This window comes from Streptomyces pimonensis (assembly GCF_041380215.1).
Classification (GTDB): Bacteria; Actinomycetota; Actinomycetes; order Streptomycetales; family Streptomycetaceae; genus Streptomyces; species Streptomyces pimonensis.
This window is the reverse complement of sequence record NZ_JAHWZY010000009.1, coordinates 88142-112869: the sequence shown is the minus strand read 5'-3', so window position 1 is coordinate 112869 and position 24728 is coordinate 88142. Positions and strand designations below refer to the sequence as shown.

Genomic DNA, 24728 nt, shown 5'->3' with positions numbered 1-24728 from the left:
GAAACCATGTCAGCCTGCCTTCCCGCCCGTGCCGCCGACTCGGATCGGACCGAGCAGGCCCACCCGCCCCACAGCCCGCCGCGCCCCCCGCGTCCGCGTATCGCGGGAGCCGATGTGTCGGCCTCGATCGCGGTCTTCCTCATCGCCCTTCCGCTGTCCCTCGGCATCGCCCTCGCCACCGGCGCGCCGCTCCAGGCCGGCCTGGTCGCCGCCGCCGTGGGCGGAATCGTCGTCGGGCGGATCGGCGGCTCCCCGCTCCAGGTGAGCGGCCCCGCAGCCGGACTCACCGTCGTCACCGCCGACCTCATCCAGCACTACGGCTGGCGGACGACCTGTGCCATCACCGTCCTCGCCGGAATCGCCCAGCTCGGCCTCGGCTGCCTGCGCGTGGCGCGCGGCGCGCTCGCCGTGAGCCCCGCGATCGTGCACGGGATGCTCGCCGGCATCGGTGTCACCATCGCCGTCGCCCAGCTGCACATCGTCCTCGGCGGCACCCCGCAGAGTTCCGTCCCCGACAACCTCCTGGCCCTTCCCGCCCAGCTGGCGAACCTGCGCCCCGAAGCCCTGTCGGTGAGCCTGCTGACCCTGGCCCTGCTGCTGCTCTGGCCCCGGCTCCCGGGCCGCGCCGGACGCGTTCTCCGCGCGGTTCCGGCAGCGCTCGTCGCCGTCGCCGGAGCCACCGCGGTCGCCGCCGCGGTCGGCCTCGTCCTGCCCAAGGTGGATCTGCCGTCCTGGCGCAACCACGCCCTGGCCGGGCTGCCCGAGGGGCCCGTGCTCGGGCTCGCCGCCGCCGTGCTCACCACGACGCTGGTGTGCAGCGTGCAATCGCTGCTCGGCGCCGTGGCCGTGGACAAGCTGGTGTCCGGCCGCCCCGGTCCCGGCCATGTCGGGCGCTCCGATCTGGACCGTGAACTGCTCGGACAGGGCACGGCCAACATCGTCTCCGGCTCCCTCGGCGGACTCCCGGTGGCCGGAGTGGCGGTCCGCAGTTCCGCGAACGTCAAGGCGGGCGCCGTGAGCCGGAACTCCACGATGCTGCACGGCGTCCTCGTAGTGATCGCCTCGCTGCTGATGGTCCCGCTCCTGGAGCTCATCCCGCTCGCCTCGCTCGCCGCCCTGGTGATGGCCGTCGGCATCCAGATGGTGTCCCTGCACCACATCCGCACGGTGACCCGCCACCGCGAAGTCCTGGTCTACGCCGTGACCACCCTCGGCGTCGTGTCCCTCGGCGTCCTGGAGGGCGTGGCGCTGGGCATCGCCGGCGCCGTCGGGGTGGCGCTGCACCGGCTCGCCCACACCCGGATCACGCACGCGGAGAAGGAAGGCGTCCATCACGTGGACGTACGAGGCCAGTTGACGTTCCTCGCGGTGCCCCGGCTCAGCCGGGCCCTGCACCTCATCCCCCAGGGGGCCGACGCGGTCGTGACGCTGGACGGCTCCTTCATGGACCACGCGGCGTACGAGACGCTGCAGGACTGGCAGAGCACGCACACCGCCCGGGGCGGCACGGTCGAGGTCACCGGCCGCCGCACCGGGGTCCGGATCGCCGAACCCGCGGCCCTCGCCTCCGGGCGCCCGTCCGACGGGAGCGAGGAGACCGACACGTCCGGCGCCGACTGTCGCTGCCGGCCCTGGACGGCCTGGCGCAACCACCAGTGCGAACGCCCACGCCCCCTGTCGGGCGACGCCCCACGGCCGAACGGGACCGACGGAGGGAAGAGAGCGGACGGAACGGACGGAGCCGCTGAAGGCGGACCGGGGTCGGCCGACACCGGCGGCCACGAACTGATGCGCGGCATCAGCGCGTTCCAGCGCAACACCGCACCCCTGGTCCGCGGTGAGCTGGCCCGGCTGGCGCGCGAGGGACAGCGGCCCGCCCAGCTGTTCCTGACCTGTGCCGACTCCCGGGTGGTCACCCCGATGATCACGGCCAGTGGTCCGGGGGACCTGTTCGTGGTGCGCAACGTCGGCAACCTCGTGCCACCGCCCGGCGCGGAGAGCGGCGACGACTCCGTGGCGGCCGCGATCGAGTACGCCGTGGAGGTGCTGGCGGTCCGGTCGATCACGGTGTGCGGGCACTCGGGGTGCGGTGCGATGCAGGCGTTGCTCGACACCGAGCCGGGCTGCGCACGCACCCCGCTGAGGCGCTGGCTGCGACACGGCCGGCCGAGCCTGGAGCGCACGGGTGAGGGCGGCGGGCCCCCGCTGCGGCTGGCCGGGCGGGCACCCGCCGACGCGGTCGAGCAGCTGTGCCTGGCGAACGTGGTGCAGCAGCTGGAGCATCTGCGCGCGCATGAATCGGTGGCCCGGGCCCTGAAGGACGGCGCCCTGGAGCTGCACGGCATGTACTTCCACGTGGGTGAGGCCCAGGCGTACCTCCTCAGCGAGCGGAAGGAGGAGAAAGTGTTCGGCCGGGTGCGGTCCGCGGACCTGGTGACGTGAGCGGGCCCGTCCGGGTGTGAGAGGCGTTACATGCCTTGAACCGGCTCACTTCGGGCCTCGTGGGAAGAGGTGTCGCACATCGCATTACTCCACCCGATAGGTCTAAACCAATTTCCCGACGACCCTTGTCAGCCCGCCCCCGGGTCTGATGAGCTGTGGCCTGGGACACAACGGACACCCTGGGAAAGGCAGATGCCGTGAGCAATGAAAGCCTGGCCAACCTCCTGAAGGAGGAGATGGGACGATGAGCGAGCGTTCTTCCCTCTCCAACCTGCTGAAGGAGGAGCGTCGCTTCTCGCCCCCCGCCGACCTGGCCGCGAACGCCAACGTCACGGCGGAGGCGTACGAACAGGCCAAGGCTGACAGGCTCGGCTTCTGGGCCGAGCAGGCCCGCCGGCTGACCTGGGCCACCGAGCCCACCGAGACCCTGGACTGGTCGAACCCGCCGTTCGCCAAGTGGTTCGAGGACGGCGAGCTCAACGTCGCCTACAACTGCGTGGACCGGCATGTGGAGGCCGGGCACGGCGACCGGGTCGCCATCCACTTCGAGGGCGAGCCGGGCGACAGCCGGGCCATCACCTACGCCCAGCTCAAGGACGAGGTCTCCAAGGCCGCCAACGCTCTGCTGGAGCTCGGCGTCCAGCAGGGCGACCGGGTCGCCGTCTACATGCCGATGATCCCGGAGACCGCGGTCGCGATGCTGGCCTGCGCCCGCGTCGGCGCCACGCACTCCGTCGTCTTCGGCGGCTTCTCTGCCGACGCACTCGCCACCCGTATCCAGGACGCCGACGCGCGTGTCGTCATCACGGCCGACGGCGGCTACCGGCGGGGCAAGCCCTCCGCGCTCAAGCCGGCCGTGGACGAGGCGATCACCAAGGCCGGCACCGTCGAGCACGTCCTCGTCGTCCGCCGCACCGGCCAGGACGTCGCCTGGACCGAGGGCCGCGACGTGTGGTGGCACGACCTGGTGGAGCGGCAGAGCACCGAGCACACCCCGGAGGCGTTCGGGGCCGAGCACCCGCTGTTCATCCTCTACACCTCGGGGACGACGGGTAAGCCGAAGGGCATCCTGCACACCTCCGGCGGCTACCTGACCCAGACCGCGTACACGCACTGGGCCGTGTTCGACCTCAAGCCGGAGACCGACGTGTACTGGTGCACGGCCGACGTCGGCTGGGTCACCGGGCACTCCTACATCGTCTACGGCCCGCTCGCCAACGGCGCCACCCAGGTGATGTACGAGGGCACGCCGGACACCCCGCACCAGGGCCGCTTCTGGGAGATCGTGCAGAAGTACGGCGTGACGATCCTCTACACGGCGCCCACCGCGATCCGCACGTTCATGAAGTGGGGCGACGACATCCCCGCCAAGTTCGACCTCAGCAGCCTGCGGGTGCTGGGCTCGGTGGGCGAACCGATCAACCCCGAGGCGTGGATCTGGTACCGCAAGAACATCGGCGCGGACCGCACCCCGGTGGTGGACACCTGGTGGCAGACCGAGACCGGCGGCATCATGATCTCCCCGCTGCCGGGCGTGACCGACGCCAAGCCGGGCTCCGCCCAGACCCCGCTGCCCGGCATCGCCGCGACCGTCGTCGACGACGAGGCGAACGAGGTGCCCGACGGCGGTGGCGGCTACCTGGTCCTCACCGAGCCGTGGCCGTCGATGCTGCGCACCGTCTGGGGCGACGACCAGCGGTTCATCGACACCTACTGGTCGCGCTTCGAGGGCAAGTACTTCGCCGGCGACGGCGCCAAGAAGGACGGCGACGGCGACATCTGGTTGCTCGGCCGGGTCGACGACGTGATGCTGGTGTCCGGCCACAACATCTCCACCACGGAGGTCGAGTCCGCGCTCGTCTCCCACCCGTCGGTCGCCGAGGCGGCCGTGGTCGGCGCGGCGGACGAGACGACCGGGCAGGCGATCGTCGCCTTCGTGATCCTGCGCGGTACGGCGGCGGAGAGCGAGGACCTCGTCGGCGAGCTGCGCGGCCACGTGGGCGCCACGCTCGGCCCGATCGCCAAGCCCCAGCGGATCCTGCCGGTGGCCGAGCTGCCGAAGACCCGCTCCGGCAAGATCATGCGCCGTCTGCTGCGGGACGTCGCGGAGAACCGCCGGCTCGGCGACGTCACGACGCTGACGGACAGCACGGTCATGGATCTCATCCAGGCCAAGCTGCCCCAGGCGCCCGGCGAGGACTGAGCGGACCGCGCCTGACCGGGGCGCCTTGCGCGGCCGTGCGCAGGGTGCCCCGAGGTGCTCTTGGTGCGCCCCGCGAGCACGTTAGCTAAGCTAAAGAAGAAATTGTTTCATGGGGCGCCGGGAAGTCTGGTCGGCACACGATTTGTGCTGCCCGTCGACCAGAGGAACACCCTGTGACCACGCCCCACCCCCCCGCTCCCCGCAAGGTCTTCGGACGCCTCTCCCTGCCCGAGCGCTCATACGTCGCGGACGCGCTGCGCACCGAGACGGTCGGCGGCGTCCTGCTCCTCCTCGCCGCCGTCGCCGCGCTGGTCTGGGCGAACATACCCGCGCTGCACGACAGCTACGAGAGCGTCAGCCACTTCCACTTCGGCCCCGAGGCCCTCGGACTCGACCTGTCCGTGGCGCACTGGGCCGCCGACGGACTGCTCGCGATCTTCTTCTTCGTCGCGGGGATCGAGCTCAAGCGCGAACTCGTCGCCGGTGATCTGCGCGACCCCAAGGCCGCCGCGCTCCCCGTCGTCGCCGCCCTGTGCGGCATGGCCGTACCGGCGCTGGTCTACGCGCTCACCAGCGGCTTGGGCGGCGGCTCCCTGGCCGGCTGGGCCGTGCCCACCGCCACCGACATCGCCTTCGCGCTCGCCGTGCTCGCCGTCATCGGCACCTCCCTGCCGAGCGCGCTGCGGGCCTTCCTGCTCACCCTCGCCGTCGTCGACGACCTGTTCGCGATCATGATCATCGCGGTCTTCTTCACCGACGACCTGGACTTCGTGGCGCTCGGCGGCGCGGCCCTGGGCCTGGCCGTCTTCTGGCTGCTGCTGCGCAAGGGCGTGCGCGGCTGGTACGTGTACGTGCCGCTCGCGCTGGTCGTGTGGGCTCTGATGTACAACAGCGGCATCCACGCCACCATCGCCGGCGTCGCCATGGGCCTGATGCTGCGCTGCCACCGCCGCGAGGGTGAGGAGCACTCCCCCGGCGAGCACATCGAGCACCTCGTCCGGCCGCTCTCGGCGGGCCTCGCGGTGCCGCTGTTCGCGCTGTTCAGCGCCGGCGTGGCGGTCTCCGGGAACGCCCTCGCAGAGGTGTTCACGCAGCCCGAGACGCTCGGCGTGGTGCTCGGACTCGTCGTCGGCAAGGCGCTCGGCATCTTCGGCGGTACGTGGCTGACGGCACGCTTCACCAAGGCCTCGCTCAGCGACGACCTCGCCTGGGCGGACGTGTTCGCGGTGGCGACCCTCGCCGGGATCGGCTTCACCGTCTCGCTGCTCATCGGGGAACTCGCCTTCGAGGGCGACGCCTCGATGAGCGACAGCGTCAAGGCGGCCGTCCTGGCCGGCTCGCTGATCGCCACCGTCGCCGCGGCGGTGCTGCTGAAGATACGGAACGCCAAGTACCGCAGGCTGATCGAGGAGGAGGAGCGCGACGAGGACCTCAGCGGCATCCCGGACGTCTACGAGCAGGACGACCCGGCGTACCACCTGCGCATGGCGGATATCCACGAGCGGAAGGCCGCGGAGCACCGGCGGCTCGCCCGGGAGAAGGCCGCCGAGCGGGACGCGCTTGCCTGAGTGACGGACGGGGCAGGCGAGGAACACGACGGTCCGGCATGATCTGACGAGACGGTACAGAAGACCGAACCGTACGCGCAGGCATGAGGAACGTACGCAGAACGTACGCAGGAGAGGGAGACCGCGATGAGCGCACCCGACGGCAGCCCGGTCGGCGCCGAACGCAGCATCGGCCAGCTGTTCGCCTCGGCGACGGCGGACATGTCGGCGCTGGTGCACGACGAGATCGCGCTGGCGAAGGCGCAGCTCAAGCAGGACGTCAAGCGGGGCGCGGCCAGCGGCGGCCTGTTCACGCTGGCCGGCCTGCTGCTCCTGTTCTCCCTGCCGATGCTGAACTTCGCCCTCGCCTACGGCATCCGCACCTGGAGCGACTGGAACCTCGCGCTCTGCTTCCTGCTGTCCTTCCTGGCCAACGTACTGATCGCGCTGCTCCTCGGGCTGATCGGCGCCGTCTTCGCGAAGAGGGCGAAGAAGGGCCGGGGCCCGCAGAAGGTCGCCGCCTCGATGAAGGAGACGGCAGGCGTGCTGCAGAGGGCCAAGCCGCACCCCCGCCCTGAGCTGTCCGAGGACCGGGTCCCCCAGGCCATCGAGGCTGTGGCACGCTCGTCTTCATGACGGATCCCGCCACCCCTCCGGCGCAGCCCGCCTCGGTCGTACGACTCGACGTCCCCGGCGGCGCCGGACTGACGCACCGGGACGTCGCCGCCAACGGTGCCCGCTTCCACATCGCGGAGCTGGGCGACGGCCCCCTGGTGCTGCTGCTGCACGGCTTCCCGCAGTTCTGGTGGACCTGGCGGCACCAGCTCACGGCGCTCGCCGACGCCGGGTTCCGGGCCGTCGCCATGGACCTGCGGGGTGTCGGCGGCAGCGACCGCACACCGCGCGGCTACGACCCGGCCAACCTCGCGCTGGACATCACCGGGGTGATCCGCTCCCTCGGCGAGCCGGACGCCGCGCTGGTCGGCCACGACCTGGGCGGGTACCTGGCGTGGACGGCCGCGGCGATGCGTCCCAAGCTCGTACGGCGGCTCGCGGTCGCGTCCATGCCTCATCCGCGGCGCTGGCGCTCGGCTCTGGTCTCCGACGCCAGGCAGTCGGCCGCCCTGTCCCACGTCTGGGGGTTCCAGCGGCCCTGGATCCCGGAGCGCCGGCTCACCGCGGACGACGGGGCGCTGGTCGCCGAGTTCATCCGGGACTGGTCCGGGCCGCGCCTGCCGGACGAGCAGGCACTGGAGAACTACCGGCGGGCCATGTGCATCCCGTCCACGGCGCACTGCTCGATCGAGCCGTACCGCTGGATGGTGCGCTCCCTGGCCCGCCCGGACGGCATCCAGTTCAACCGCAGGATGAAGCGGCCGGTGCAGGTGCCGACGCTGCATCTGCACGGCTCGCTGGACCCGGTCGTGCGCACGCGCAGTGCCGCGGGGTCCGGGGAGTACGTCGAAGCGCCGTACCGCTGGCGGTTGTTCGACGGTCTGGGGCACTTCCCGCACGAAGAGGATCCGGTCGCCTTCTCGACGGAACTGATCAGTTGGCTGAAGGATCCCGAACCCGATCGGTGACCGGGTCGAGCACTCACCTGACGACCGGCCAATTGCCCGGCGCATACGCCAATTGAGTGCGCGTGAGGTGGTTATCGACCTTGGGGTGGGGGCAGACGTCGGGGTATGGGCTGGACGCACGACTACAGTGACGCAAGCCGTGACCGCCGCTCGGCGGGCGGTATGGGCTCCCACCAGCGAGGCGGTGCACCACAGATGGCAGGTACGGACCTCAAGGTGGGCATCCCGCACATCCTCCGCCGCCGGGCCCGCTGGGTCTCCGTCCGCCTGCGCCACCCGCGCGGCTGACGGTCCGTACGACCGTACGACTGTTCCCCGGCGCCAGGGGCCGTCCTAGAGTGCGCAGCTGTCGCTGTCCACCTGCTGGTTCGCGGCGCGGCCCTTGGCGATGTCCTCCTGGATCTCGTCCACGGTGAGCGCGTAGCCGGTCTCCGCGTCGTCCCTGGACTTCGCGAAAATCACGCCGTAGACCTCCCCCTCGGGGGTCAGCAGCGGGCCGCCGGAGTTGCCCTGGCGGACGGTCGCGTACAGGGAGTACACGTCGCGGCGGACCGTGCCCCGGCGGTAGATGTCCGCGCCGTTGGCCGTGATGCGTCCCCGCACACGCGCGGAACGGACGTCGTACGCCCCGTTCTCCGGGAAGCCGGCGACGATGGCGCTGTCGTTGCTGCTCGCGTCCTCGGCGGCGAAGCGCAGCGCGGGTGCCTCGAGGTCGGGCACGTCGAGGACGGCGATGTCGCGCTTCCAGTCGTAGAGGACGACCGCAGCGTCGTACTTCCTGCCCTCGCCGCCTATCTGCACGGTCGGCTCGTCGACGCCGCCCACGACATGCGCGTTGGTCATGACGCGACGCTCGGCGAAGACGAAGCCGGTGCCCTCCAGAACCTTGCCGCAGCTCGGGGCGGTGCCCATCACCTTGACGATGGAGCGCTGCGCGCGGAGGGCGACGGGGCTGCCCGCCAGGGCCGGGTCCGGGGGCCGGACGTCGGTGATCGGCTCACTGGCGAAGGGGCTGAAGACCTGTGGGAAGCCGTTCTGCGCGAGGATGGAGGAGAAGTCGGCGAACCAGCTGTCGGCCCGGTCGGGCAGCGCCCGGGAGACCCCGAGCAGCACCTTGGAGCCACGGACCTCCTTGCCGAGCGTCGGCAGCGTCGTGCCGGCGAGGGCCGAGCCGATCAGCCAGGCGACCAGGAGCATCGCGACGACGTTGACCAGGACGCCGCCCGTGGCGTCCAGCGCGCGGGCCGGCGACCAGGTGATGTGGCGGCGCAGCTTGTTGCCGAGATGAGTGGTCAGGGCCTGGCCGACGGAGGCGCAGACGATGACGACGACGACCGCGACGACGGCGGCCGTCGTACCGACCTCGGAGTCGCCCGTCAGGGCATCCCAGATGACCGGCAGCGCGTAGACGGCGGCGAGACCGCCGCCCAGGAAACCGATCACCGACAGGATGCCGACGACGAAGCCCTGGCGGTAGCCGACGACCGCGAACCACACGGCGGCGACGAGCAACAGGATGTCCAGCACGTTCACCGCTTCACGCCTCGCCTCGTCCGACCCAGCACGGCGACCACCCTGTCATGACCGCCAGTCCAGCGGGACCCGCCTGCCCCGGTTCCAGGGCCGCTCCCACCCCGCGAAGTACAGCAACCGGTCGATGACGCCGGCGGTGAAGCCCCACACGAGGGCGGACTCGACCAAAAACGCCGGACCCTGGTGACCGCTGGGGTGAACCGCGGTCGCGCGGTTGTCCGGGTGGGTGAGATCCGCCACGGGGACGGTGAACACCCGCGCGGTCTCGTTCGGGTCGACGACCCCCACCGCGCTGGGCACGCGCCACCAGCCCAGCACGGGGGTGACGACGAAGCCGCTGACCGGGATGTAGAGCTTCGGCAGCACGCCGAACAGCTGGACGCCGGACGGATCGAGCCCGGTCTCCTCCTCGGCCTCGCGCAGAGCCGCCCGCAGCGGGCCGTCGCCGTGCGGGTCGCCGTCCTCGGGATCGAGGGCGCCACCGGGGAAGGACGGCTGCCCGGCGTGCGAACGCAGTGAGCTCGCACGCTCCATGAGCAGCAGCTCCGGGCCGTGCTCGCCGTCGCCGAAGAGGATGAGGACGGCGGACTGGCGCCCCGTGCCGTTCTCCGGGGGCAGGAAGCGGCTCAGCTGTCCCGGCCGGACCGTCTCCGCCGCACGGGCCACCGGGTCCAGCCAGGAGGGCAGCCCCTCCTGGCTGAGCGTCACCGGGCCGCCCCGGGCATCGCTCGTCCGCGTCATCGCCACCCCCGTCGTCCGACCGCGTCCCACGCGTCCAACGCCCGGTGGCCCCGGGATCGTTCCGCGGGCCGCCGCACACGCCGCTCCGTCATCCGGCCCCCAGCGGCGGAGCCGGCCTGCCGCCGGCGTCCAGGTAGGCCTGCGGGGGCTTCAGCCGCTGGCCCGGGAAGCCGCCCTTCTCGTACTTCAGCAGCTTCTCCGCCTTCTCCGGGTCCGTCTCGCCCTCGCCGTACGCCGGACAGAGCGGCGCGATGGGGCAGGCGCCGCAGGCGGGCTTGCGGGCGTGGCAGATGCGACGGCCGTGCCAGATGACGTGGTGGGACAGGTCGGTCCAGTCCTTCTTGGGGAAGAGCGCGCCGACGGCCGCCTCGATCTTGTCGGGGTCGGTCTCCTCGGTCCAGCGCCAGCGGCGCACCAGCCGCTGGAAGTGGGTGTCGACGGTGATCCCGGGGCGGCCGAACGCGTTGCCGAGCACCACGAAGGCCGTCTTGCGGCCGACGCCGGGCAGTTTGACGAGATCCTCGAGCCGGCCGGGCACCTCACCGCCGAAGTCCTCCACCAGCGCCTTGGACAGCCCTATGACCGACCTGGTCTTGGCCCGGAAGAAGCCGGTGGGGCGCAGGATCTCCTCCACCTCCGCGGGGTCGGCGGCGGCCAGGTCCTCGGGGGCGGGGTACTTCGCGAAGAGGGCGGGGGTCGTCTGGTTGACGCGCAGGTCGGTGGTCTGGGCCGACAGCACGGTGGCGACGACGAGTTGGAAGGGGTTCTCGAAGTCCAGCTCCGGGTGGGCGTACGGGAACACCTCGGCGAGCTCGCGGTTGATCCGGCGCGCGCGGCGGACCAGCGCGGTGCGTGACTCGTTCCCGGCCGGCCTGACGGCGGCCCTCGTGGGGGCGGACTTCCCGATGGCGGCCGTCCCCTTCACCCCGGCCGCCCTCCTCGCCGCCGGCTTCCCGGCTGCGGTCTCCGCCGGCTTCTCCGCCGACGCGCTCGTCCCCTCGGCCGCCCCGCTCACGCGGACCACCGGTTCCTTCTTCAACGGTGACCTCTTTGCCGTTTCCGCCGTTCCCCTACCGCCATCGGTGCCCTGTTCGCCCACAGCGGAATCGCGACGTACACCCACTCGCGCAGCTCCCTCGGCCTGTGCTCTCACCGGCGATTTGGACACCCGGCCAGCCTACGGCCCGGCGCCGACATCCGCCCCGGACCCCGAAGGCCCGCGTCCAATCGGACCCCTGCCGCTTACCCCGACCGGCCCGTACGGCATCCTTGTGACAGATCACACTGTTTGGACCGTCCGGCAGAATGGGAACCACGGTCCCCTGGTACGTGGGGGAACAGATTCCCCTGAGCAGGTCGACAAGGAGAGAACTCGTGGACGACGTTCTGCGGCGGAATCCGCTCTTCGCGGCGCTCGACGACGAGCAGGCCGCCGAGCTTCGCGCCTCCATGAGTGAGGTGACCCTCGCACGGGGCGACTCCCTGTTCCACGAGGGCGACCCCGGCGACCGCCTGTACGTGGTCACCGAGGGCAAGGTCAAGCTGCACCGCACGTCCCCCGACGGCCGCGAGAACATGCTCGCCGTGGTCGGTCCGGGCGAGCTGATCGGTGAGCTGTCGCTCTTCGACCCGGGCCCGCGCACCGCGACCGCCACGGCGCTCACCGAGGTCAAGCTGCTCGGTCTGGGCCACGGCGACCTGACGCCCTGGCTGAGCGCCCGCCCCGAGGTGGCCACGGCGCTGCTGCGGGCCGTCGCGCGCCGGCTGCGCAAGACCAACGACGCGATGTCGGACCTGGTCTTCTCGGACGTCCCGGGCCGTGTCGCCCGTGCCCTGCTGGACCTCTCCCGCCGCTTCGGCGTGCAGTCCGAAGAGGGCATCCACGTCGTGCACGACCTCACGCAGGAGGAGCTGGCCCAGTTGGTCGGCGCGTCCCGCGAGACGGTCAACAAGGCCCTGGCGGACTTCGCCCAGCGCGGTTGGCTCCGCCTGGAGGCCCGCGCGGTGATCCTCCTGGACGTCGAACGCCTCGCGAAGCGCTCCCGCTGACACCCCGGCACCGGAACCCCGCTCTCCTCGGGAGCGGGGTTCCGCCGTGTCCGCGCGCTGGACGTGCGCACTGCGAGGGCTCCGGGGCTCCGAAGGCTTCGGGGGCGGGACTCCGGGAACTCCGGGGATCAAATGAGTCCGTGCTCCCGGAGGTACTCCAGCTGGGCGCGCACCGAGAGTTCAGCGGCCGGCCACAGGGAGCGGTCGACGTCGGCGTAGACGTGGGCGACGACCTCGGACGGGGTGCGGCGGCCGTCCTCGACGGCCGTCTCGACCTGGGCGAGGCGGTGGGCACGGTGGGCGAGGTAGAACTCGACGGCGCCCTGGGCGTCCTCCAGGACGGGTCCGTGACCGGGCAGTACCGTGTGGACGCCGTCGTCGACCGTGAGCGACCTGAGCCGGCGCAGCGTGTCCAGGTAGTCGCCGAGGCGGCCGTCGGGATGGGCCACGACGGTCGTGCCGCGGCCCAGGACGGTGTCGCCGGTGAGGACCGCCCGGTCGGCCGGGAGGTGGAAGCACAGGGAGTCGGCCGTGTGTCCGGGGGCCGGTACGACCCTCAGCTCCAGGCCCCCGACGGTGACGACGTCCCCGCCGGTCAGCCCCTCGTCACCGAGCCGCAGCGCCGGGTCCAGTGCCCGCACCTTCGTACCGGTCAGTTCGGCGAACCGGGCGGCGCCCTCGGCGTGGTCGGGGTGACCGTGCGTCAGCAGGGTGAGTGCGACGCGCTTTCCGGCCTGCTCGGCCGTGCCGACGACATGCCGCAGGTGCCCGTCGTCCAGCGGGCCGGGGTCGACCACGACGGCGAGGTCGGAGTCCGGCTCCGACAGGATCCAGGTGTTGGTGCCGTCCAGGGTCATCGCCGAGGCGTTGGGGGCCAGCACGTTGACGGCACGCGCGGTGGCGGGACCGGAGAGGACTTCGCCCCGCGGCTGGCCGGGAAGGGTGCCCGCGTCCGTCATGTGAGGGCTCCTCCGGTCGGGATGTGCTGGGTGAACTCATCGTGTCCGGGCCAGGAGAGCACGATCTCGCCCTCAGCCAGGCGCGCGGTGGCCAGTACCGGCGTGAGGTCCCGCGCGGGAGCCGCGTCGAGCACCTCCGCGGCCGTTCCGTACGCCGTGAGCCGGCGCAGCGTCGCGATGGTCGGGGGCATCATCAGCAGCTCGCCCCGGTCGTACGCCCCGGCCGCCGCGCGGGGTGTGATCCACACCGTGCGGTCGGCCTCCGTGGAGGCGTTGCGGGTGCGCTGGCCCGCGGGGAGCGCGGCGACGAAGAACCAGGTGTCGTAGCGGCGGGGCTCGAACTCGGGGGTGATCCAGCGCGTCCATGCGCCGAGCAGGTCCGAGCGCAGGACCAGCCCACGGCGGTCCAAAAACTCCGCGAAGGACGTCTCCCGCGCGACGAGCGCGGCACGGTCCGTCTCCCAGTCGTCGCCGGTCGTGTCGCCGACCACGGAGTCGGGGGCGGGTCCGGCGAGCAGGACGCCGGCCTCCTCGTACGTCTCCCGCACGGCCGCGCAGACGATCGCCTGGGCCCCCGCCTCGTCGACGCCGAGCCGGTCCGCCCACCACGCGCGCGGGGGGCCCGCCCAGCGGACGTGCCGGTCGTCGTCCCGCGGGTCGACGCCGCCGCCGGGGTAGGCGTACGCGCCGCCCGCGAACGCCATGGACGTACGCCGGCGCAGCATGTGCACGGCGGGCCCGTCACCGGTGTCCTTGAGCAGCATGACGGTGGCCGCGCGCTTCGGCACGACCGGCGTGAGGCCGCCCTCCGCCAGCGCACGGATCCGCTCCGGCCACTCGGGCGGGTACCACTGCCCGCCGGCCTGCGCATTCACCATGGCCGGAGGCTATCCCGTGACGGGCGGATGTTCGAGTGCCCGCGGGGGACGGCGGAACCGGCGGACGACACGGCGGTCCGCCGGAACGGACACTGCGGTGGCCGCGCGGCTCACGCCCGGCGCCCGGGGCTCCGACCACCCGGACGGGCCGCGCACGTCCCGTACGAGGTGGAGGAGGACGACGCACGTCCCCGCCGACGCACCGGACGCGGGCACCCCCACGCCGGGCGCCGGGAGGCTCGTAGGCGTGCCCTCGTGCCAGGCGCCCCGGCCCCGACACCCGCGCACCGGGTGCCACGTTCACCGGGTGTGCCGTCGGGCCGGGGCCCGGCCCCGGGCACCCGGCACCACAGCACGCCGCCGTCACACCGGGCGGCGGGCCCGGGGCACCGCGCACCAGAAGCCCTCGTCACCGGGTTCCGCCCTCACGCCGGGCGTCGGCTCCATGGCCCCGCGTACCGAGGCCGCAGGCACCGGTACGCGCCCTCACCCCGGGCGCCGGGGCGTCGGCATCGCCGGGTCCCGCGCCCGGCGGGACCCGGCGGGACGGACTACGCCTCCGTGAGTTCCACCTGGATCTCGACCTCCACCGGGGCGTCCAGGGGCAGTACCGCGACGCCCACCGCGCTGCGGGCGTGGACGCCCTTGTCGCCGAGGACCTCGCCGAGCAGTTCGCTCGCGCCGTTGAGGACGCCCGGCTGGCCGGTGAAGTCCGTGGCGGAGGCCACGTAGCCGACGACCTTCACCACGCGTGCCACGCGGTCCAGGTCCCCGGCGACGGACTTGACCGCGGCGAGGGCGTTCAGCGCGCAGGTACGCGCCAGCCCCTTCGCCTCTTCGGCGGTGACCTCCGCGCCGACCTTGCCGGTCAGCGGAAGCTCGCCCTCCACCATGGGCAGCTGGCCGGCGGTGAAGACGTACCGCCCCGACCGCACGGCAGGCTGGTACGCGGCCAGCGGCGGGACGACCTCCGGCAGGCTCAGGCCCAGCTCGGCCAGTCTCGCCTCGACGGCGCTCATCCCTGCTTCTCCCGCTTCAGGTAGGCCACCAGTTGCTCGGGGTTGTTCGGCCCGGGCACGACCTGGACGAGCTCCCAGCCGTCCTCGCCCCAGGTGTCCAGAATCTGCTTCGTTGCGTGGACGAGCAGCGGCACAGTCGCGTATTCCCACTTGGTCATGCGGCCGACTCTAGCCTCCGCCCGCGCGGGACGCGGCCCCCGCACCGCCCCCTCACGCGGGGTGCGACGGCCGGGAACCTCCACCCGGAGCCGCCGCGGCGCGGGACGAGCATTTAGGCTCGAAGACGTGAGCAGGCTCCAGGTCGTCAGCGGCAAGGGCGGAACCGGCAAGACCACGGTGGCCGCGGCCCTCGCGCTGGCCCTGGCCACGGAGGGGAAGCGGACGCTCCTCGTCGAGGTCGAGGGCCGCCAGGGCATCGCACAACTCTTCGAGACGGAGGCGCTGCCCTACGAGGAACGGAAGATCGCCGTCGCTCCGGGAGGCGGTGAGGTGTACGCCCTCGCCATCGACGCCGAACTGGCCCTCCTGGAATACCTCCAGATGTTCTACAAGCTCGGCAGCGCCGGCCGGGCTCTCAAGAAGCTCGGCGCGATCGACTTCGCCACCACCATCGCACCCGGCGTGCGGGACGTCCTGCTCACCGGCAAGGCCTGCGAGGCGGTGCGCCGCAAGGACAGGGAGGGGCGGTTCGTCTACGACTACGTCGTGATGGACGCCCCGCCGACCGGCCGCATCACCCGCTTCCTCAACGTCAACGACGAGGTCGCCGGGCTCGCCAGGATAGGCCCGATCCACAATCAGGCGCAGGCGGTCATGCGGGTGCTGAAATCCCCGGAGACGGCCGTGCACCTGGTGACGCTGCTGGAGGAGATGCCGGTCCAGGAGACCGCCGACGGCATCGCGGAACTGCGCGCCGCGCGGCTTCCGGTGGGACGGGTCGTGGTGAACATGGTCCGGCCGGAGGTGCTGGACGGGGACGGCCTGGAACTCGCGGCGACGGTCCCTCGTTCCTCCATCGCGCGGGCGCTGTCGTCCGCCGGCCTCGGCGGCGCACGGCGCGGGGGCCACGCCGAGCGGCTGGTGGAGCCGTTGCTCGCGCAGGCGGAGGAGTACGCCGAGCGGTACGCGCTGGAGACCGAGCAGCGCGCCGTGCTGACGGACCTCGACGTGCCGTTGCACGAGCTTCCGCTGCTCGCGGAGGGCATGGACCTGGCCGGCCTGTACCAACTGGCCAGGCGACTGCGCGAACAGGGCGTGTCATGACCGGCCGCGCCCGCACGGTGCGGTCCCGGGGCGACCGCCACCGCCGTACCGGCCACGTCACGAGCCGGAAGCACCGGAAGCAGGGGATGTCATGAGTCGTCGTCCGGAACCGGCGCAGGACCGGGCCCCGGCCCACCACCGCCTCTCCCCCACCCGCGCCCTCGACATCGACCCGCTGATCGAGGACCCCGCCACCCGGATCGTGGTGTGCTGCGGCTCGGGCGGGGTCGGCAAGACGACCACCGCCGCGGCGCTCGGCCTGCGCGCGGCCGAACGGGGACGCAAGGTGGTGGTCCTCACCATCGACCCGGCCCGCCGGCTCGCCCAGTCCATGGGCATCGACTCGCTCGACAACACCCCGCGCCGGGTGAAGGGCATCGACGACTCCGCGGGCGGCGAACTGCACGCGATGATGCTCGACATGAAGCGCACCTTCGACGAGATCGTCGAGGGGCACGCGGACCCCGACCGGGCCGCCGCGATCCTGCGCAACCCCTTCTACCAGTCGCTCTCCGCGGGCTTCGCCGGCACGCAGGAGTACATGGCGATGGAGAAGCTGGGCCAGCTGAGGTCCCGGGACGAGTGGGACCTCATCGTGGTCGACACCCCGCCCTCCCGTTCCGCGCTGGACTTCCTGGACGCCCCCAAGCGGCTCGGGTCCTTCCTCGACGGCAAGCTCATCCGCGTGCTGCTGGCCCCGGCGAAGGTCGGCGGCCGCGCGGGGATGAAGTTCCTGAACGTCGGGATGTCGATGATGACCGGCGCCCTGGGCAAGGTGCTCGGCGGCCAGCTGCTGAAGGACGTGCAGACGTTCGTGGCCGCGATGGACTCGATGTTCGGCGGGTTCCGTACGCGCGCGGACGCCACGTACAAGCTGCTCCAGGCGCCCGGGACGGCGTTCCTGGTGGTGGCGGCCCCGGAACGGGACGCGCTGCGCGAGGCCGCGTACTTCGTGGAGCGGCTGGCGGCGGAGGGGATGCCGTTGGCCGGACTGGTGCTCAACCGGGTGCACGGCAGCGGTGCGGACCGGCTGTCGGCCGAGCGGGCGCTGGCCGCCGCGGAAAATCTTGAGGACTCCCGCATTGTGGATCAGGAGGGCGGGAAAGCTGGACTTCGTAACTCTCCCGAAAAGCACGGCAGTTCAGACTCCTCCGGTTCGTCCCCTGCTTCCGGGACACCGGCTTCGGACATCCCCGGCACAGGCTCCCCCGCCCCTGCCGACGACACCGAAGGCACGAGCACGAAGGACACGGAAGCGGACGCGCACACGGACGTGGACCGGTCCGTCGACCGGCTCACCGCAGGTCTGCTGAGGCTGCACGCCGAGCGGATGCGGCTGCTCTCGCGCGAGCAGCGCACACGCGACCGCTTCACCGCGCTCCACCCCGAGGTGGCGGTGACCGAGGTGGCCGCACTGCCCGGCGACGTGCACGACCTCGCGGGGCTGCGGGACATCGGCGACCGGCTCGCGACCAGCCGGCCGGAGCTGCCCGAGACGCCCTGACAACACCCTGGGCCGGAGCCAGGCGGGTCCGGGAACCCTCAAGGGCCCTCAGCCCACCGCCGCGTAGTTCTCGTACACCTCGTCGTCGTCGAGCGGCACGAGACCCGACCCCCGCTCGTACTCCGAGCGCGCGGTCTCCAGCAACCTGCGCCAGGAGGTCACGGTCGGCCGCCGGCGCAGCAGTGCGCGACGCTCACGCTCCGTCATGCCTCCCCACACGCCGAACTCCACGCGGTTGTCGAGCGCGTCAGCCAGGCACTCGGTGCGTACCGGACATCCGGTGCACACCGCCTTGGCCCTGTTCTGCGCTGCTCCCTGAACGAACAGTTCATCCGGATCGGTAGTGCGGCAGGCAGCCTGCGCACTCCAGTCGGTCACCCAGCCCATACCGGCGCCGTCCTCTCCCGAATCGAGGCTCCCCCACGGCGGCAGCGGCATATTCACCGCCGCCAGTTGAGGACGTTACGGAAGGTGGGCACAGCGCAACACCCCCAGCGGGCCCAATCTTGGATGGTCCGAACGGACTATGGGTAAGCGGCAGATCACCCGGGGGAGTGAGGGAGCGACATGCGCGACGAACCCGGCATTCCAGGTCGGTTCCGTTGCGCCACAACGGGCACCGCATGACACACGAGGCGGATCCGGACACCGGCTCAACATTCCCCGGCACACGCGTACGAAAAAAGTCGAGGAGATCCGGAACGATTCGGGGTCGCCGGACGTATTGATACGTGGCCTCACTGCTGCGACAGCTGAGAGCAGCTTAGGCCAAGGCATATACGCTTGTCCGGCAAATGAGAACGTAGGCTGCTCCCATGCCAAAGAAGCGCTCGGGCGGTGGCCTGTCTCCCGCACAGCAGGCCGCCAAGTTCCTCGGTGTCAGTGTCCTCGCGGGGGCCGTCACGGCCGGCATCGCACTACCCGCCGTGGGCGCGCTCGGCCTGGCGGCCAAGGGGTCGGTCGAGAGTTTCGACGAGCTCCCGGCCAACCTCAAGACGCCGCCGCTGAGCCAGCGCACCACCATCCTCGACGCCGACGGCGGCCAGATCGCCACCGTCTACTCGCGCGACCGCACGGTGGTCGCCCTCAAGAACATCTCGCCGTACATGCAGAAGGCGATCGTCGCGATCGAGGACTCGCGGTTCTACGAACACGGCGCGATCGACCTCAAGGGCGTCCTGCGCGCGCTCAACGCGAACGCGCGCAGCGGCGAGGTCTCCGAGGGCGCGTCCACCCTCACGCAGCAGTACGTGAAGAACGTCTTCGTCGAGGAGGCGGGCGACGACCCGACGAAGGTCGCGCAGGCCACCCAGCAGACCATCGGCCGCAAGATCGCCGAACTGAAGTACGCGATCCAGGTCGAGGAGGAACTGGGCAAGAAGAAGATCCTCGAGAACTACCTGAACATCACCTTCTTCGGCCAGCAGGCCTACGGCATCGAGGCCGCCGCCCGGCGCTACTTCTCCAAGTCCGCCAAGGACCTCGACCTCCAGGAGTCCGCCCTCCTCGCCGGCCTCGTCCAGTCGCCGAGCCGCTACGACCCGGTCAACGACGAGGCCGAGGCGAGGAAGCGGCGCAACACCGTCCTCCAGCGGATGGCCGAGGTCGGCGACATCTCCCGGGAGGAGGCCGCCGAGGCGGCGAAGGCCCCGCTGGGCCTGAAGGTCAGCAGGCCGAAGAACGGCTGCATCACCGCGGTCGACGACGCGAGCTTCTTCTGCGACTACGTGCGCGAGGTGTTCCTGAGCGACCCGGTCTTCGGGAAGACCAAGGCCGACCGGGCGAAGATCTGGAACCAGGGCGGCCTGACCATCCGCACGACGCTCGACCCGCAGGCGCAGGCGTCGGTGCAGCAGTCGCTGAAGGACCACGTCTACCAGTCGGACTCGGTCGCCGCGGCGTCCACGCTGGTCGAGCCCGGCACCGGCAAGGTCGTCGCGATGGGCCAGTCGAAGCCGTACGGCTACGGCAAGGACGAGACGGAGATCAACTTCTCGGTCGACCACGCCATGGGCGGCTCCAACTTCGGCTTCCCGACGGGTTCCACCTTCAAGCCGTTCGTGGCGGCGGCGGCGCTGGAGAAGGGCAAGCCGGCGACGCAGACGTATTCCGCCCCGTTCGAGATGCCGTACCCGGCGACCGTGCGCGGGTGCGAGAAGCCCTGGGTGAACGACAAGGGTTACAAGCTCGAGAACGAGAACGAGTCCGAGGTGGGGCCGTACGCGCTCAAGGAAGCGATGGCCAAGTCGGTCAACACCTACTTCGTGCAGATGATCGAGGACATCGGCATGTGCCCCGTGGTGACGTTGACCGACAAGCTCGGCATCGTCCAGGGCAACGGGGAGAAGATCCCCGAGGTCCCCTCCTCGATGACCCTCGGTTCCACCGGCCTCTCGCCGCTCACGATGGCGAGCGCGTACGCCGCCTTCGCCTCCCGGGGCATGTACTGCACGCCGATCGTCATCGAGGCGATCACCCAGAAGATCGGCAACGAGCAGAAGTCACTCGAGGTCCCGAAGTCGACGTGCTCGCGCGCGATGAGCGAGGAGACCGCGGACGCGGTGAACACCCTGCTGCAGGGTGTGGTCGACTCCGGTACGGGTCAGGCGGCCGGCCTCAGCGACCGCGCCAACGCCGGTAAGACGGGTACGACGGACGAGCGCAGGAACGCCTGGTTCGTCGGTTACACGCCGAACATGTCGGGTGCCGTCTGGGTGGGCAGCGCGAGCCAGGAGGTCGAGATGAAGAACATCACGATCGGCGGCCAGTACCACTCGCTCGTCTTCGGTGGCGCGGTCCCGGGCCCCATCTGGAAGGACGCCATGACCGGTGCCCTGGCGGGCAAGGAGTCCCCGTCCTTCAACCTCGTCGACATCCCGGACGCCCAGAACGGCGGCGACGGGGAGAGCGACGGCAACAACGGCGACAGCGGCAACAGCAACGGCGGTAACAGCGGCAACGGCGGCGACAGCGGTCTCATCGGCGGTCTGGACGGGGGTGACGCCGACGGAGGCGACACCGGCACGGGCGACGCCGGCACGGGCAGCACCGGCACGGGCGACACCGGCACGGGCGACACCGAGCCGGACCCGTCCTTCTCCATCCCGGGAGGCTTCTTCCGGGGGGCGGGCGAAGGCCCCGGCGGACGCGACTGACGGCCCCGGCCGGACACGTCGAACGAGGCACTCACGGTGCGCCGGGAGCGAGCCCGGCCGACCGCACCGCACCTCGCACCCGGCGCGGGAACCGCCGGTCAGCCGACCAGCAGCTTCTTCACCGCGGCGGCGACCCGACCGCCCTCCGCCTGTCCGGCCACCTTCGGGTTCACGATCTTCATCACGGCGCCCATGGCCCGCGGCCCTTCCGCACCCGCCGCCTTCGCCTCCTCCACGGCCTGGGCGACGATCGCGTCCAGCTCCTCGTCGGACAGTTGCTTGGGCAGGTACCGCGCCAGCACCTCGCCCTCCGCCTTCTCCCGCTCGGACTGCTCGGGGCGGCCGCCCTGTGCGAAGGCCTCCGCCGCCTCACGGCGCTTCTTCGCCTCGCGGGTGATCACCTTCTGCACCTCGTCGTCGGAGAGCTCGCGCTTCTCCTTCCCCGCGACCTCCTCCTTGGTGATCGCGGCGAGCGTCAGCCGGAGCGTCGAGGAGCGGAGCTCGTCGCGCTCCTTGATCGCGGCGTTGAGGTCTTCCTGCAGCTTCGACTTGAGCGTGGTCATGGCTAGATTGTCGCAGGTGCGCACGGCGGAACGCCTGCTGTTTCGAAGGGCCCTGCGGCCACGGGCGTACGGAGCGTCCGCCCGGGTCTGACACGATGGAAGCATGCGCGCGCGATACAAGATCCCCCTGGGAATCACGGCGGCCGGCGCCGCCGGGCTGCTGTACGCGGCGGGCTTCGAGGCCCGCTCCTTCCGCCTCCGACGGGTGACCGTCCCCGTCCTCCCGTCCGGGATGCGCCCCCTGCGCGTGCTCCAGGTCTCCGACATCCACATGGTCGGCGGCCAGCGCAAGAAGCAGCGCTGGCTGCGCTCCCTGGCGGGCCTGCGCCCCGACTTCGTGCTCAACACGGGCGACAACCTGTCCGACCCCGAGGGCGTGCCGGAGGTCCTCGACGCGCTCGGCCCCCTGATGGAGTTCCCGGGCGCGTACGTCTTCGGCTCCAACGACTACTACGGCCCCACCCTGCGCAACCCCGCCCGCTACCTGGTCGAGAAGGTCCAGGGCCGCCACGGTCTGAACGGCAACGCACAGGCGGTCGGTGTGGTCCACAACCCGTGGGAGGACCTGCGGGACGGCTTCGACGCGGCGGGCTGGCTGAACCTGACGAACACCAGGGGCACCCTGAAGATCGAGGACGCGTCGATCGAGCTGACCGGCCTGGACGACCCGCACATCAAGCGCGACCGGTACGCGGAGGTCTCGGGCGGCCCCTCAAACGCGGCGGACTTCTCGATGGGCGTCGTCCACGCCCCGTACCTGCGCGCCCTGGACTCCTTCACGGCCGACGGCTATCCGCTGATCCTGGCCGGCCACACCCACGGCGGCCAGCTCTGCATCCCCTTCTACGGCGCCCTGGTCACCAACTGCGACCTGGACACGGACCGCGTGAAGGGCCTGTCCACGCACACCTCCGAGGGCCGCACGTCCTACCTCCACGTCTCCGCGGGCTGCGGCGCCAGCCGCTACACCCCGGTCCGCTTCGCCTGCCCCCCGGAGGCGACGCTGCTGACCCTGGTGGGCCGCGAGCAGGGAGCCCTCGGGTAGCCCGAACGGCTCACCCGCATCGCCGCGGAGCGGACGTCCGCCCACGCTGGGGTGCATGACCGCCCCGATACCCAGGGACCTCCCGGGCCTCCCCGCCCTGCCGCGTACACATCCGGCGCCGACCGCGCTCTTCGCCCCCGCCAGAGCCGTCGTCCCCCTGGTACGCCGCCCGTTGACGGCGGCGTACCGCCTGCTCCTGGCGCTGCTGGCAGCGGGGGCAGTACTGGTGGAGACCCTCCTCGGCGGTCCCGCCCGGGTCCTGAGCCACTTCACGGTCCAGAGCGCCCTCCTCATGGCCCTGGTCATGCTCGCCTCGGCCCGCCGCGCCTGGAGCGCCCGCCACCCCTTGCCGGGAGCGCTCACGGGAGCGGCCCTGCTCTACGTGATCATGGCGTTCCTGACCCACCACGTCCTCCTGGCGGACGCGCCCCCGCCCTTCCCGACGACGGACGTGACCGCCGGGACGGGCCGTCTGGAGCCACTCGCCGCCCGCACCCTGCACACGGTGCTCCCCGTCGCCGCGGTACTGGACTGGCTCCTCCTCTCCCCGCCGGCTCGCCTCCGCCTCCGCCGGACCGCCACCTGGATGCTGTTCCCCCTGGTCTACCTGGCTTTCACCCTGGCCCGGGGCGAACTCCTCACCGGCTCCCCCGCCCGCTACCTCTACCCCTTCTTCGACGTCGCCCGGCACGGCTACCGGAACGTCCTCGCCAACGCCCTCCTCCTGGGCCTCGCCCTCTACGCCCTGGCCGTCCTCCTCGTGGCCCTGGACCACGCCCGCCCGAACCCGGTCCGCCGCCCCTCGAAAACCGGATTTCGTCTCCGGCTTCCAGTGGGCTAAAGTAAACGTCGTCGCCGCGAGAGCAGCGACAATCGGGGTGTAGCGCAGCTTGGCAGCGCGCTTCGTTCGGGACGAAGAGGTCGTGGGTTCAAATCCCGCCACCCCGACACTGGTCAGAGCCGACATAGGAACGTTCCTATGTCGGCTCTGACGTGTCTGGGGCCAAACGAAGTTGATCAGGCCACCGCGTCGCCCTCTTCCTGCTCTGCTGTGTCCTCCCCTTCCTGCTCTTCGGCGAAGACGTCGTCCATCGCTTCAGCACCCTTCGTGATCACGGGCCGGAGCTGCTTTCGGTAGACCGCCTCTGTGGTGGCCTGGCTGCTGTGACCGACCAAAAGGGCGGTGGTCCCCAGCGGGATGCCGTGGTCGGAAAGCAGCGACACGAAGCTGTGCCGGAGTTCCCGCGGGGTCCACTCCGGCTTCAGGCCGGTCTTCTTCACGATGGACTTGAAGTCACGCCGGACGTTCGCCGCGTCGAGCGGTTCGCCGCTCCGGGTGGTGAGGACACGGCCGGTCGGACTCCACTCCATCCCCCTCGATGCCCGCTCCTGCTGCTGCCATCGTTTGTGCTCTTCGAGCACGTCGAGCACCTGCTTCGGCGGAGCGGTGGCCCGCCGGCTCTTCCTGGTCTTCGTGTCGCCGTGCTTGCGCACGGAGCGCCACACCGCGACGTGCGGCGGCACGCCATCCCCCGTCTTCGGGAAGACGGGGTTCCAGGTGAGGGCGTGCCGGAACATCTCACTGGAGTTCGCTGAACCGCTCGGTCGCCCGGGTGCGTCCGGCGACGATGATGGTGTCGTCCGCTTCGACAACCGTTTCGGGAGTGGCATAGGTGAAGCCCTCGCCGGGGCGCTTGATGGCGACCACGGTGATGCCGTGCCGGGTGCGGACGGCGCTGTTGGACAGGGGGAGGCCGATGATGTCGGCGGGCGGGTTTGTTTTGACCATGGCGAAGTCGTCCTCGAATTCGATGTAGTCGAGCATGCGGCCCCTTACGAGGTGGGCGACGCGCTGACCCATGTCGTGCTCGGGGTAGACGACGTGGTGGACGCCGAGTTGGTCGAGGATGCGGCCGTGGGCTTCGCTGGTGGCCTTGGCCCAGACGTTCTCGATGCCGAAGGAGATCAACAGCGAGGCAGTGAGGATGCTGGCTTCCAGGTCGGTGCCGATGGCGACGACGGCACGCTCGAACTCATGGACGCCGAGCTGCCGCAAGGCGTCCTCCTTGGTGGAGTCCGCCCGCACGACATGGGTCAGGGCCCCGGAAAGCGCCTGGACGACTTCCGCGTTCTCGTCGATGCCGAGAACTTCGGTCTCCTCGTCGATGAGTTCCAGGGCCAGGGCACGGCCGAAGCGGCCCAGGCCGATCACGACAACAGAACTCCCCGGGCCTGTGCGTCGCT

At 71.3% G+C, this 24728-nt stretch carries 23 protein-coding genes and 1 tRNA gene; 13 read left to right on the top strand and 11 right to left on the bottom strand.

Features of this window, described 5'->3' with window-relative positions; all coding sequences use genetic code 11:
* Positions 1 to 6: 6 nt before the first annotated feature.
* From KYY02_RS11860 to KYY02_RS11835, 6 genes are all read left to right on the top strand, one after another.
* On the top strand, positions 7 to 2442 hold the full coding sequence (locus KYY02_RS11860; protein WP_371237860.1) for a SulP family inorganic anion transporter: 2436 nt from the start codon (positions 7 to 9) through the stop codon (positions 2440 to 2442).
* A 244-nt stretch (positions 2443 to 2686) separates the two neighbouring features.
* The gene (gene acs, locus KYY02_RS11855) at positions 2687 to 4645 is read left to right on the top strand and encodes an acetate--CoA ligase (protein WP_371237859.1); all 1959 of its coding nucleotides are present in this window, start codon (positions 2687 to 2689) and stop codon (positions 4643 to 4645) included.
* 173 nt (positions 4646 to 4818) lie between these two features.
* Complete coding sequence (nhaA, locus tag KYY02_RS11850; protein WP_371237858.1) at positions 4819 to 6213, top strand: Na+/H+ antiporter NhaA; 1395 nt, start codon at positions 4819 to 4821, stop codon at positions 6211 to 6213.
* 126 nt (positions 6214 to 6339) lie between these two features.
* Positions 6340 to 6828: a phage holin family protein gene (locus KYY02_RS11845; protein WP_371237857.1), complete on the top strand. Its 489-nt coding sequence runs from the start codon at positions 6340 to 6342 to the stop codon at positions 6826 to 6828.
* Positions 6825 to 7775, top strand: coding sequence for an alpha/beta fold hydrolase (locus KYY02_RS11840; RefSeq protein ID WP_371237856.1), 951 nt, complete (start codon positions 6825 to 6827; stop codon positions 7773 to 7775). The genes KYY02_RS11845 and KYY02_RS11840 overlap by 4 nt, the downstream gene beginning before the upstream one ends.
* A 105-nt stretch (positions 7776 to 7880) precedes the next feature.
* Positions 7881 to 8063, top strand: coding sequence for a hypothetical protein (locus tag KYY02_RS11835; RefSeq protein WP_078661982.1), 183 nt, complete (start codon positions 7881 to 7883; stop codon positions 8061 to 8063).
* Between the two features lie 45 nt (positions 8064 to 8108).
* On the opposite strand, the gene KYY02_RS11830 is transcribed toward KYY02_RS11835, so the two are convergent.
* From KYY02_RS11830 to nth, 3 genes are all read right to left on the bottom strand, one after another.
* Positions 8109 to 9308 carry a MarP family serine protease gene (locus KYY02_RS11830; RefSeq protein WP_371237855.1) on the bottom strand — a complete coding sequence of 400 codons (1200 nt, stop codon included), beginning with the start codon at positions 9306 to 9308 and terminating at the stop codon, positions 8109 to 8111.
* A gap of 45 nt (positions 9309 to 9353) precedes the next feature.
* The gene (locus KYY02_RS11825) at positions 9354 to 10049 is read right to left on the bottom strand and encodes an NUDIX hydrolase (RefSeq protein ID WP_371237854.1); all 696 of its coding nucleotides are present in this window, start codon (positions 10047 to 10049) and stop codon (positions 9354 to 9356) included.
* Positions 10050 to 10137: 88 nt separating this feature from the next.
* Positions 10138 to 11088, bottom strand: coding sequence for an endonuclease III (gene nth / locus KYY02_RS11820; RefSeq protein WP_371237853.1), 951 nt, complete (start codon positions 11086 to 11088; stop codon positions 10138 to 10140).
* 335 nt (positions 11089 to 11423) lie between these two features.
* Between nth and KYY02_RS11815 the strand changes: the two genes are divergently transcribed.
* Positions 11424 to 12098 (top strand): Crp/Fnr family transcriptional regulator, encoded by a 675-nt coding sequence (locus KYY02_RS11815; protein WP_006132548.1) that lies wholly within the window; start codon positions 11424 to 11426, stop codon positions 12096 to 12098.
* A 128-nt stretch (positions 12099 to 12226) separates the two neighbouring features.
* Here the strand turns inward: KYY02_RS11815 and KYY02_RS11810 are convergent, their stop codons facing one another.
* From KYY02_RS11810 to sp36, 4 genes are all read right to left on the bottom strand, one after another.
* Positions 12227 to 13057 (bottom strand): MBL fold metallo-hydrolase, encoded by an 831-nt coding sequence (locus tag KYY02_RS11810; RefSeq protein WP_371237852.1) that lies wholly within the window; start codon positions 13055 to 13057, stop codon positions 12227 to 12229.
* A complete protein-coding gene (locus tag KYY02_RS11805; RefSeq protein ID WP_371237851.1) occupies positions 13054 to 13935 on the bottom strand; it encodes an NUDIX hydrolase in 882 nt (293 codons plus the stop codon). Before KYY02_RS11805 ends, KYY02_RS11810 begins: the two co-directional genes overlap by 4 nt.
* Positions 13936 to 14486: 551 nt before the next feature.
* Positions 14487 to 14954 (bottom strand): RidA family protein, encoded by a 468-nt coding sequence (locus tag KYY02_RS11800; RefSeq protein WP_371237850.1) that lies wholly within the window; start codon positions 14952 to 14954, stop codon positions 14487 to 14489.
* Positions 14951 to 15112 (bottom strand): Sp36 family protein, encoded by a 162-nt coding sequence (gene sp36 / locus KYY02_RS11795; protein ID WP_142194045.1) that lies wholly within the window; start codon positions 15110 to 15112, stop codon positions 14951 to 14953. The genes KYY02_RS11800 and sp36 overlap by 4 nt, the downstream gene beginning before the upstream one ends.
* A 127-nt stretch (positions 15113 to 15239) precedes the next feature.
* Here sp36 and bagA point away from each other — a divergent pair, with 127 nt between their 5' ends.
* Both bagA and bagB read left to right on the top strand, forming a co-directional pair.
* On the top strand, positions 15240 to 16217 hold the full coding sequence (gene bagA / locus KYY02_RS11790; protein ID WP_371237849.1) for an ATPase BagA: 978 nt from the start codon (positions 15240 to 15242) through the stop codon (positions 16215 to 16217).
* A 91-nt stretch (positions 16218 to 16308) separates the two neighbouring features.
* Positions 16309 to 17721: an ATPase BagB gene (bagB, locus tag KYY02_RS11785; protein WP_371237848.1), complete on the top strand. Its 1413-nt coding sequence runs from the start codon at positions 16309 to 16311 to the stop codon at positions 17719 to 17721.
* A gap of 48 nt (positions 17722 to 17769) precedes the next feature.
* On the opposite strand, the gene wblA is transcribed toward bagB, so the two are convergent.
* Entirely contained in the window at positions 17770 to 18108 is a 339-nt protein-coding gene (gene wblA / locus KYY02_RS11780; RefSeq protein ID WP_371237847.1) for a transcriptional regulator WblA, read from the bottom strand.
* 428 nt (positions 18109 to 18536) lie between these two features.
* Here wblA and KYY02_RS11775 point away from each other — a divergent pair, with 428 nt between their 5' ends.
* Positions 18537 to 20876 (top strand): transglycosylase domain-containing protein, encoded by a 2340-nt coding sequence (locus KYY02_RS11775; protein ID WP_371237846.1) that lies wholly within the window; start codon positions 18537 to 18539, stop codon positions 20874 to 20876.
* A gap of 98 nt (positions 20877 to 20974) precedes the next feature.
* On the opposite strand, the gene KYY02_RS11770 is transcribed toward KYY02_RS11775, so the two are convergent.
* Positions 20975 to 21439 carry a GatB/YqeY domain-containing protein gene (locus KYY02_RS11770; protein WP_371237845.1) on the bottom strand — a complete coding sequence of 155 codons (465 nt, stop codon included), beginning with the start codon at positions 21437 to 21439 and terminating at the stop codon, positions 20975 to 20977.
* Positions 21440 to 21542: 103 nt separating this feature from the next.
* Between KYY02_RS11770 and KYY02_RS11765 the strand changes: the two genes are divergently transcribed.
* The 3 genes from KYY02_RS11765 (at position 21543) to KYY02_RS11755 (ending at position 23432) form a co-directional block, all read left to right on the top strand.
* Positions 21543 to 22484 (top strand): metallophosphoesterase, encoded by a 942-nt coding sequence (locus KYY02_RS11765; RefSeq protein WP_371237844.1) that lies wholly within the window; start codon positions 21543 to 21545, stop codon positions 22482 to 22484.
* Positions 22485 to 22539: 55 nt separating this feature from the next.
* Positions 22540 to 23325 carry a Pr6Pr family membrane protein gene (locus KYY02_RS11760; protein ID WP_371237843.1) on the top strand — a complete coding sequence of 262 codons (786 nt, stop codon included), beginning with the start codon at positions 22540 to 22542 and terminating at the stop codon, positions 23323 to 23325.
* Positions 23326 to 23358: 33 nt separating this feature from the next.
* A tRNA-Pro gene (locus KYY02_RS11755) sits at positions 23359 to 23432 on the top strand.
* Positions 23433 to 23501: 69 nt separating this feature from the next.
* Here the strand turns inward: KYY02_RS11755 and KYY02_RS11750 are convergent.
* Both KYY02_RS11750 and KYY02_RS11745 read right to left on the bottom strand, forming a co-directional pair.
* Positions 23502 to 24062, bottom strand: a complete 561-nt coding sequence (locus KYY02_RS11750; protein WP_371237842.1) for a tyrosine-type recombinase/integrase — start codon at positions 24060 to 24062, stop codon at positions 23502 to 23504.
* Between the two features lies 1 nt (position 24063).
* On the bottom strand, positions 24064 to 24696 hold the full coding sequence (locus tag KYY02_RS11745; protein ID WP_371237841.1) for a potassium channel family protein: 633 nt from the start codon (positions 24694 to 24696) through the stop codon (positions 24064 to 24066).
* Positions 24697 to 24728 lie beyond the last annotated feature (32 nt).

Bases quoted from the DNA above. Each gene is read 5' to 3' on its own strand.
- acs (WP_371237859.1), top strand. From the start codon at position 2,687: ATGAGCGAGCGTTCTTCCCTCTCCAACCTGCTGAAGGAGGAGCGTCGC.
- KYY02_RS11770 (WP_371237845.1), bottom strand. From the start codon at position 21,439: ATGACCACGCTCAAGTCGAAGCTGCAGGAAGACCTCAACGCCGCGATC.
- sp36 (WP_142194045.1), bottom strand. From the start codon at position 15,112: ATGACCAAGTGGGAATACGCGACTGTGCCGCTGCTCGTCCACGCAACG.
- wblA (WP_371237847.1), bottom strand. From the start codon at position 18,108: ATGGGCTGGGTGACCGACTGGAGTGCGCAGGCTGCCTGCCGCACTACC.
- KYY02_RS11750 (WP_371237842.1), bottom strand. From the start codon at position 24,062: ATGTTCCGGCACGCCCTCACCTGGAACCCCGTCTTCCCGAAGACGGGG.
- KYY02_RS11825 (WP_371237854.1), bottom strand. From the start codon at position 10,049: ATGACGCGGACGAGCGATGCCCGGGGCGGCCCGGTGACGCTCAGCCAG.
- KYY02_RS11860 (WP_371237860.1), top strand. From the start codon at position 7: ATGTCAGCCTGCCTTCCCGCCCGTGCCGCCGACTCGGATCGGACCGAG.
- KYY02_RS11845 (WP_371237857.1), top strand. From the start codon at position 6,340: ATGAGCGCACCCGACGGCAGCCCGGTCGGCGCCGAACGCAGCATCGGC.
- KYY02_RS11775 (WP_371237846.1), top strand. From the start codon at position 18,537: ATGCCAAAGAAGCGCTCGGGCGGTGGCCTGTCTCCCGCACAGCAGGCC.
- bagB (WP_371237848.1), top strand. From the start codon at position 16,309: ATGAGTCGTCGTCCGGAACCGGCGCAGGACCGGGCCCCGGCCCACCAC.
- KYY02_RS11765 (WP_371237844.1), top strand. From the start codon at position 21,543: ATGCGCGCGCGATACAAGATCCCCCTGGGAATCACGGCGGCCGGCGCC.
- KYY02_RS11840 (WP_371237856.1), top strand. From the start codon at position 6,825: ATGACGGATCCCGCCACCCCTCCGGCGCAGCCCGCCTCGGTCGTACGA.
- KYY02_RS11800 (WP_371237850.1), bottom strand. From the start codon at position 14,954: ATGAGCGCCGTCGAGGCGAGACTGGCCGAGCTGGGCCTGAGCCTGCCG.
- KYY02_RS11835 (WP_078661982.1), top strand. From the start codon at position 7,881: ATGGGCTGGACGCACGACTACAGTGACGCAAGCCGTGACCGCCGCTCG.
- KYY02_RS11810 (WP_371237852.1), bottom strand. From the start codon at position 13,057: ATGACGGACGCGGGCACCCTTCCCGGCCAGCCGCGGGGCGAAGTCCTC.
- KYY02_RS11805 (WP_371237851.1), bottom strand. From the start codon at position 13,935: ATGGTGAATGCGCAGGCCGGCGGGCAGTGGTACCCGCCCGAGTGGCCG.
- KYY02_RS11760 (WP_371237843.1), top strand. From the start codon at position 22,540: ATGACCGCCCCGATACCCAGGGACCTCCCGGGCCTCCCCGCCCTGCCG.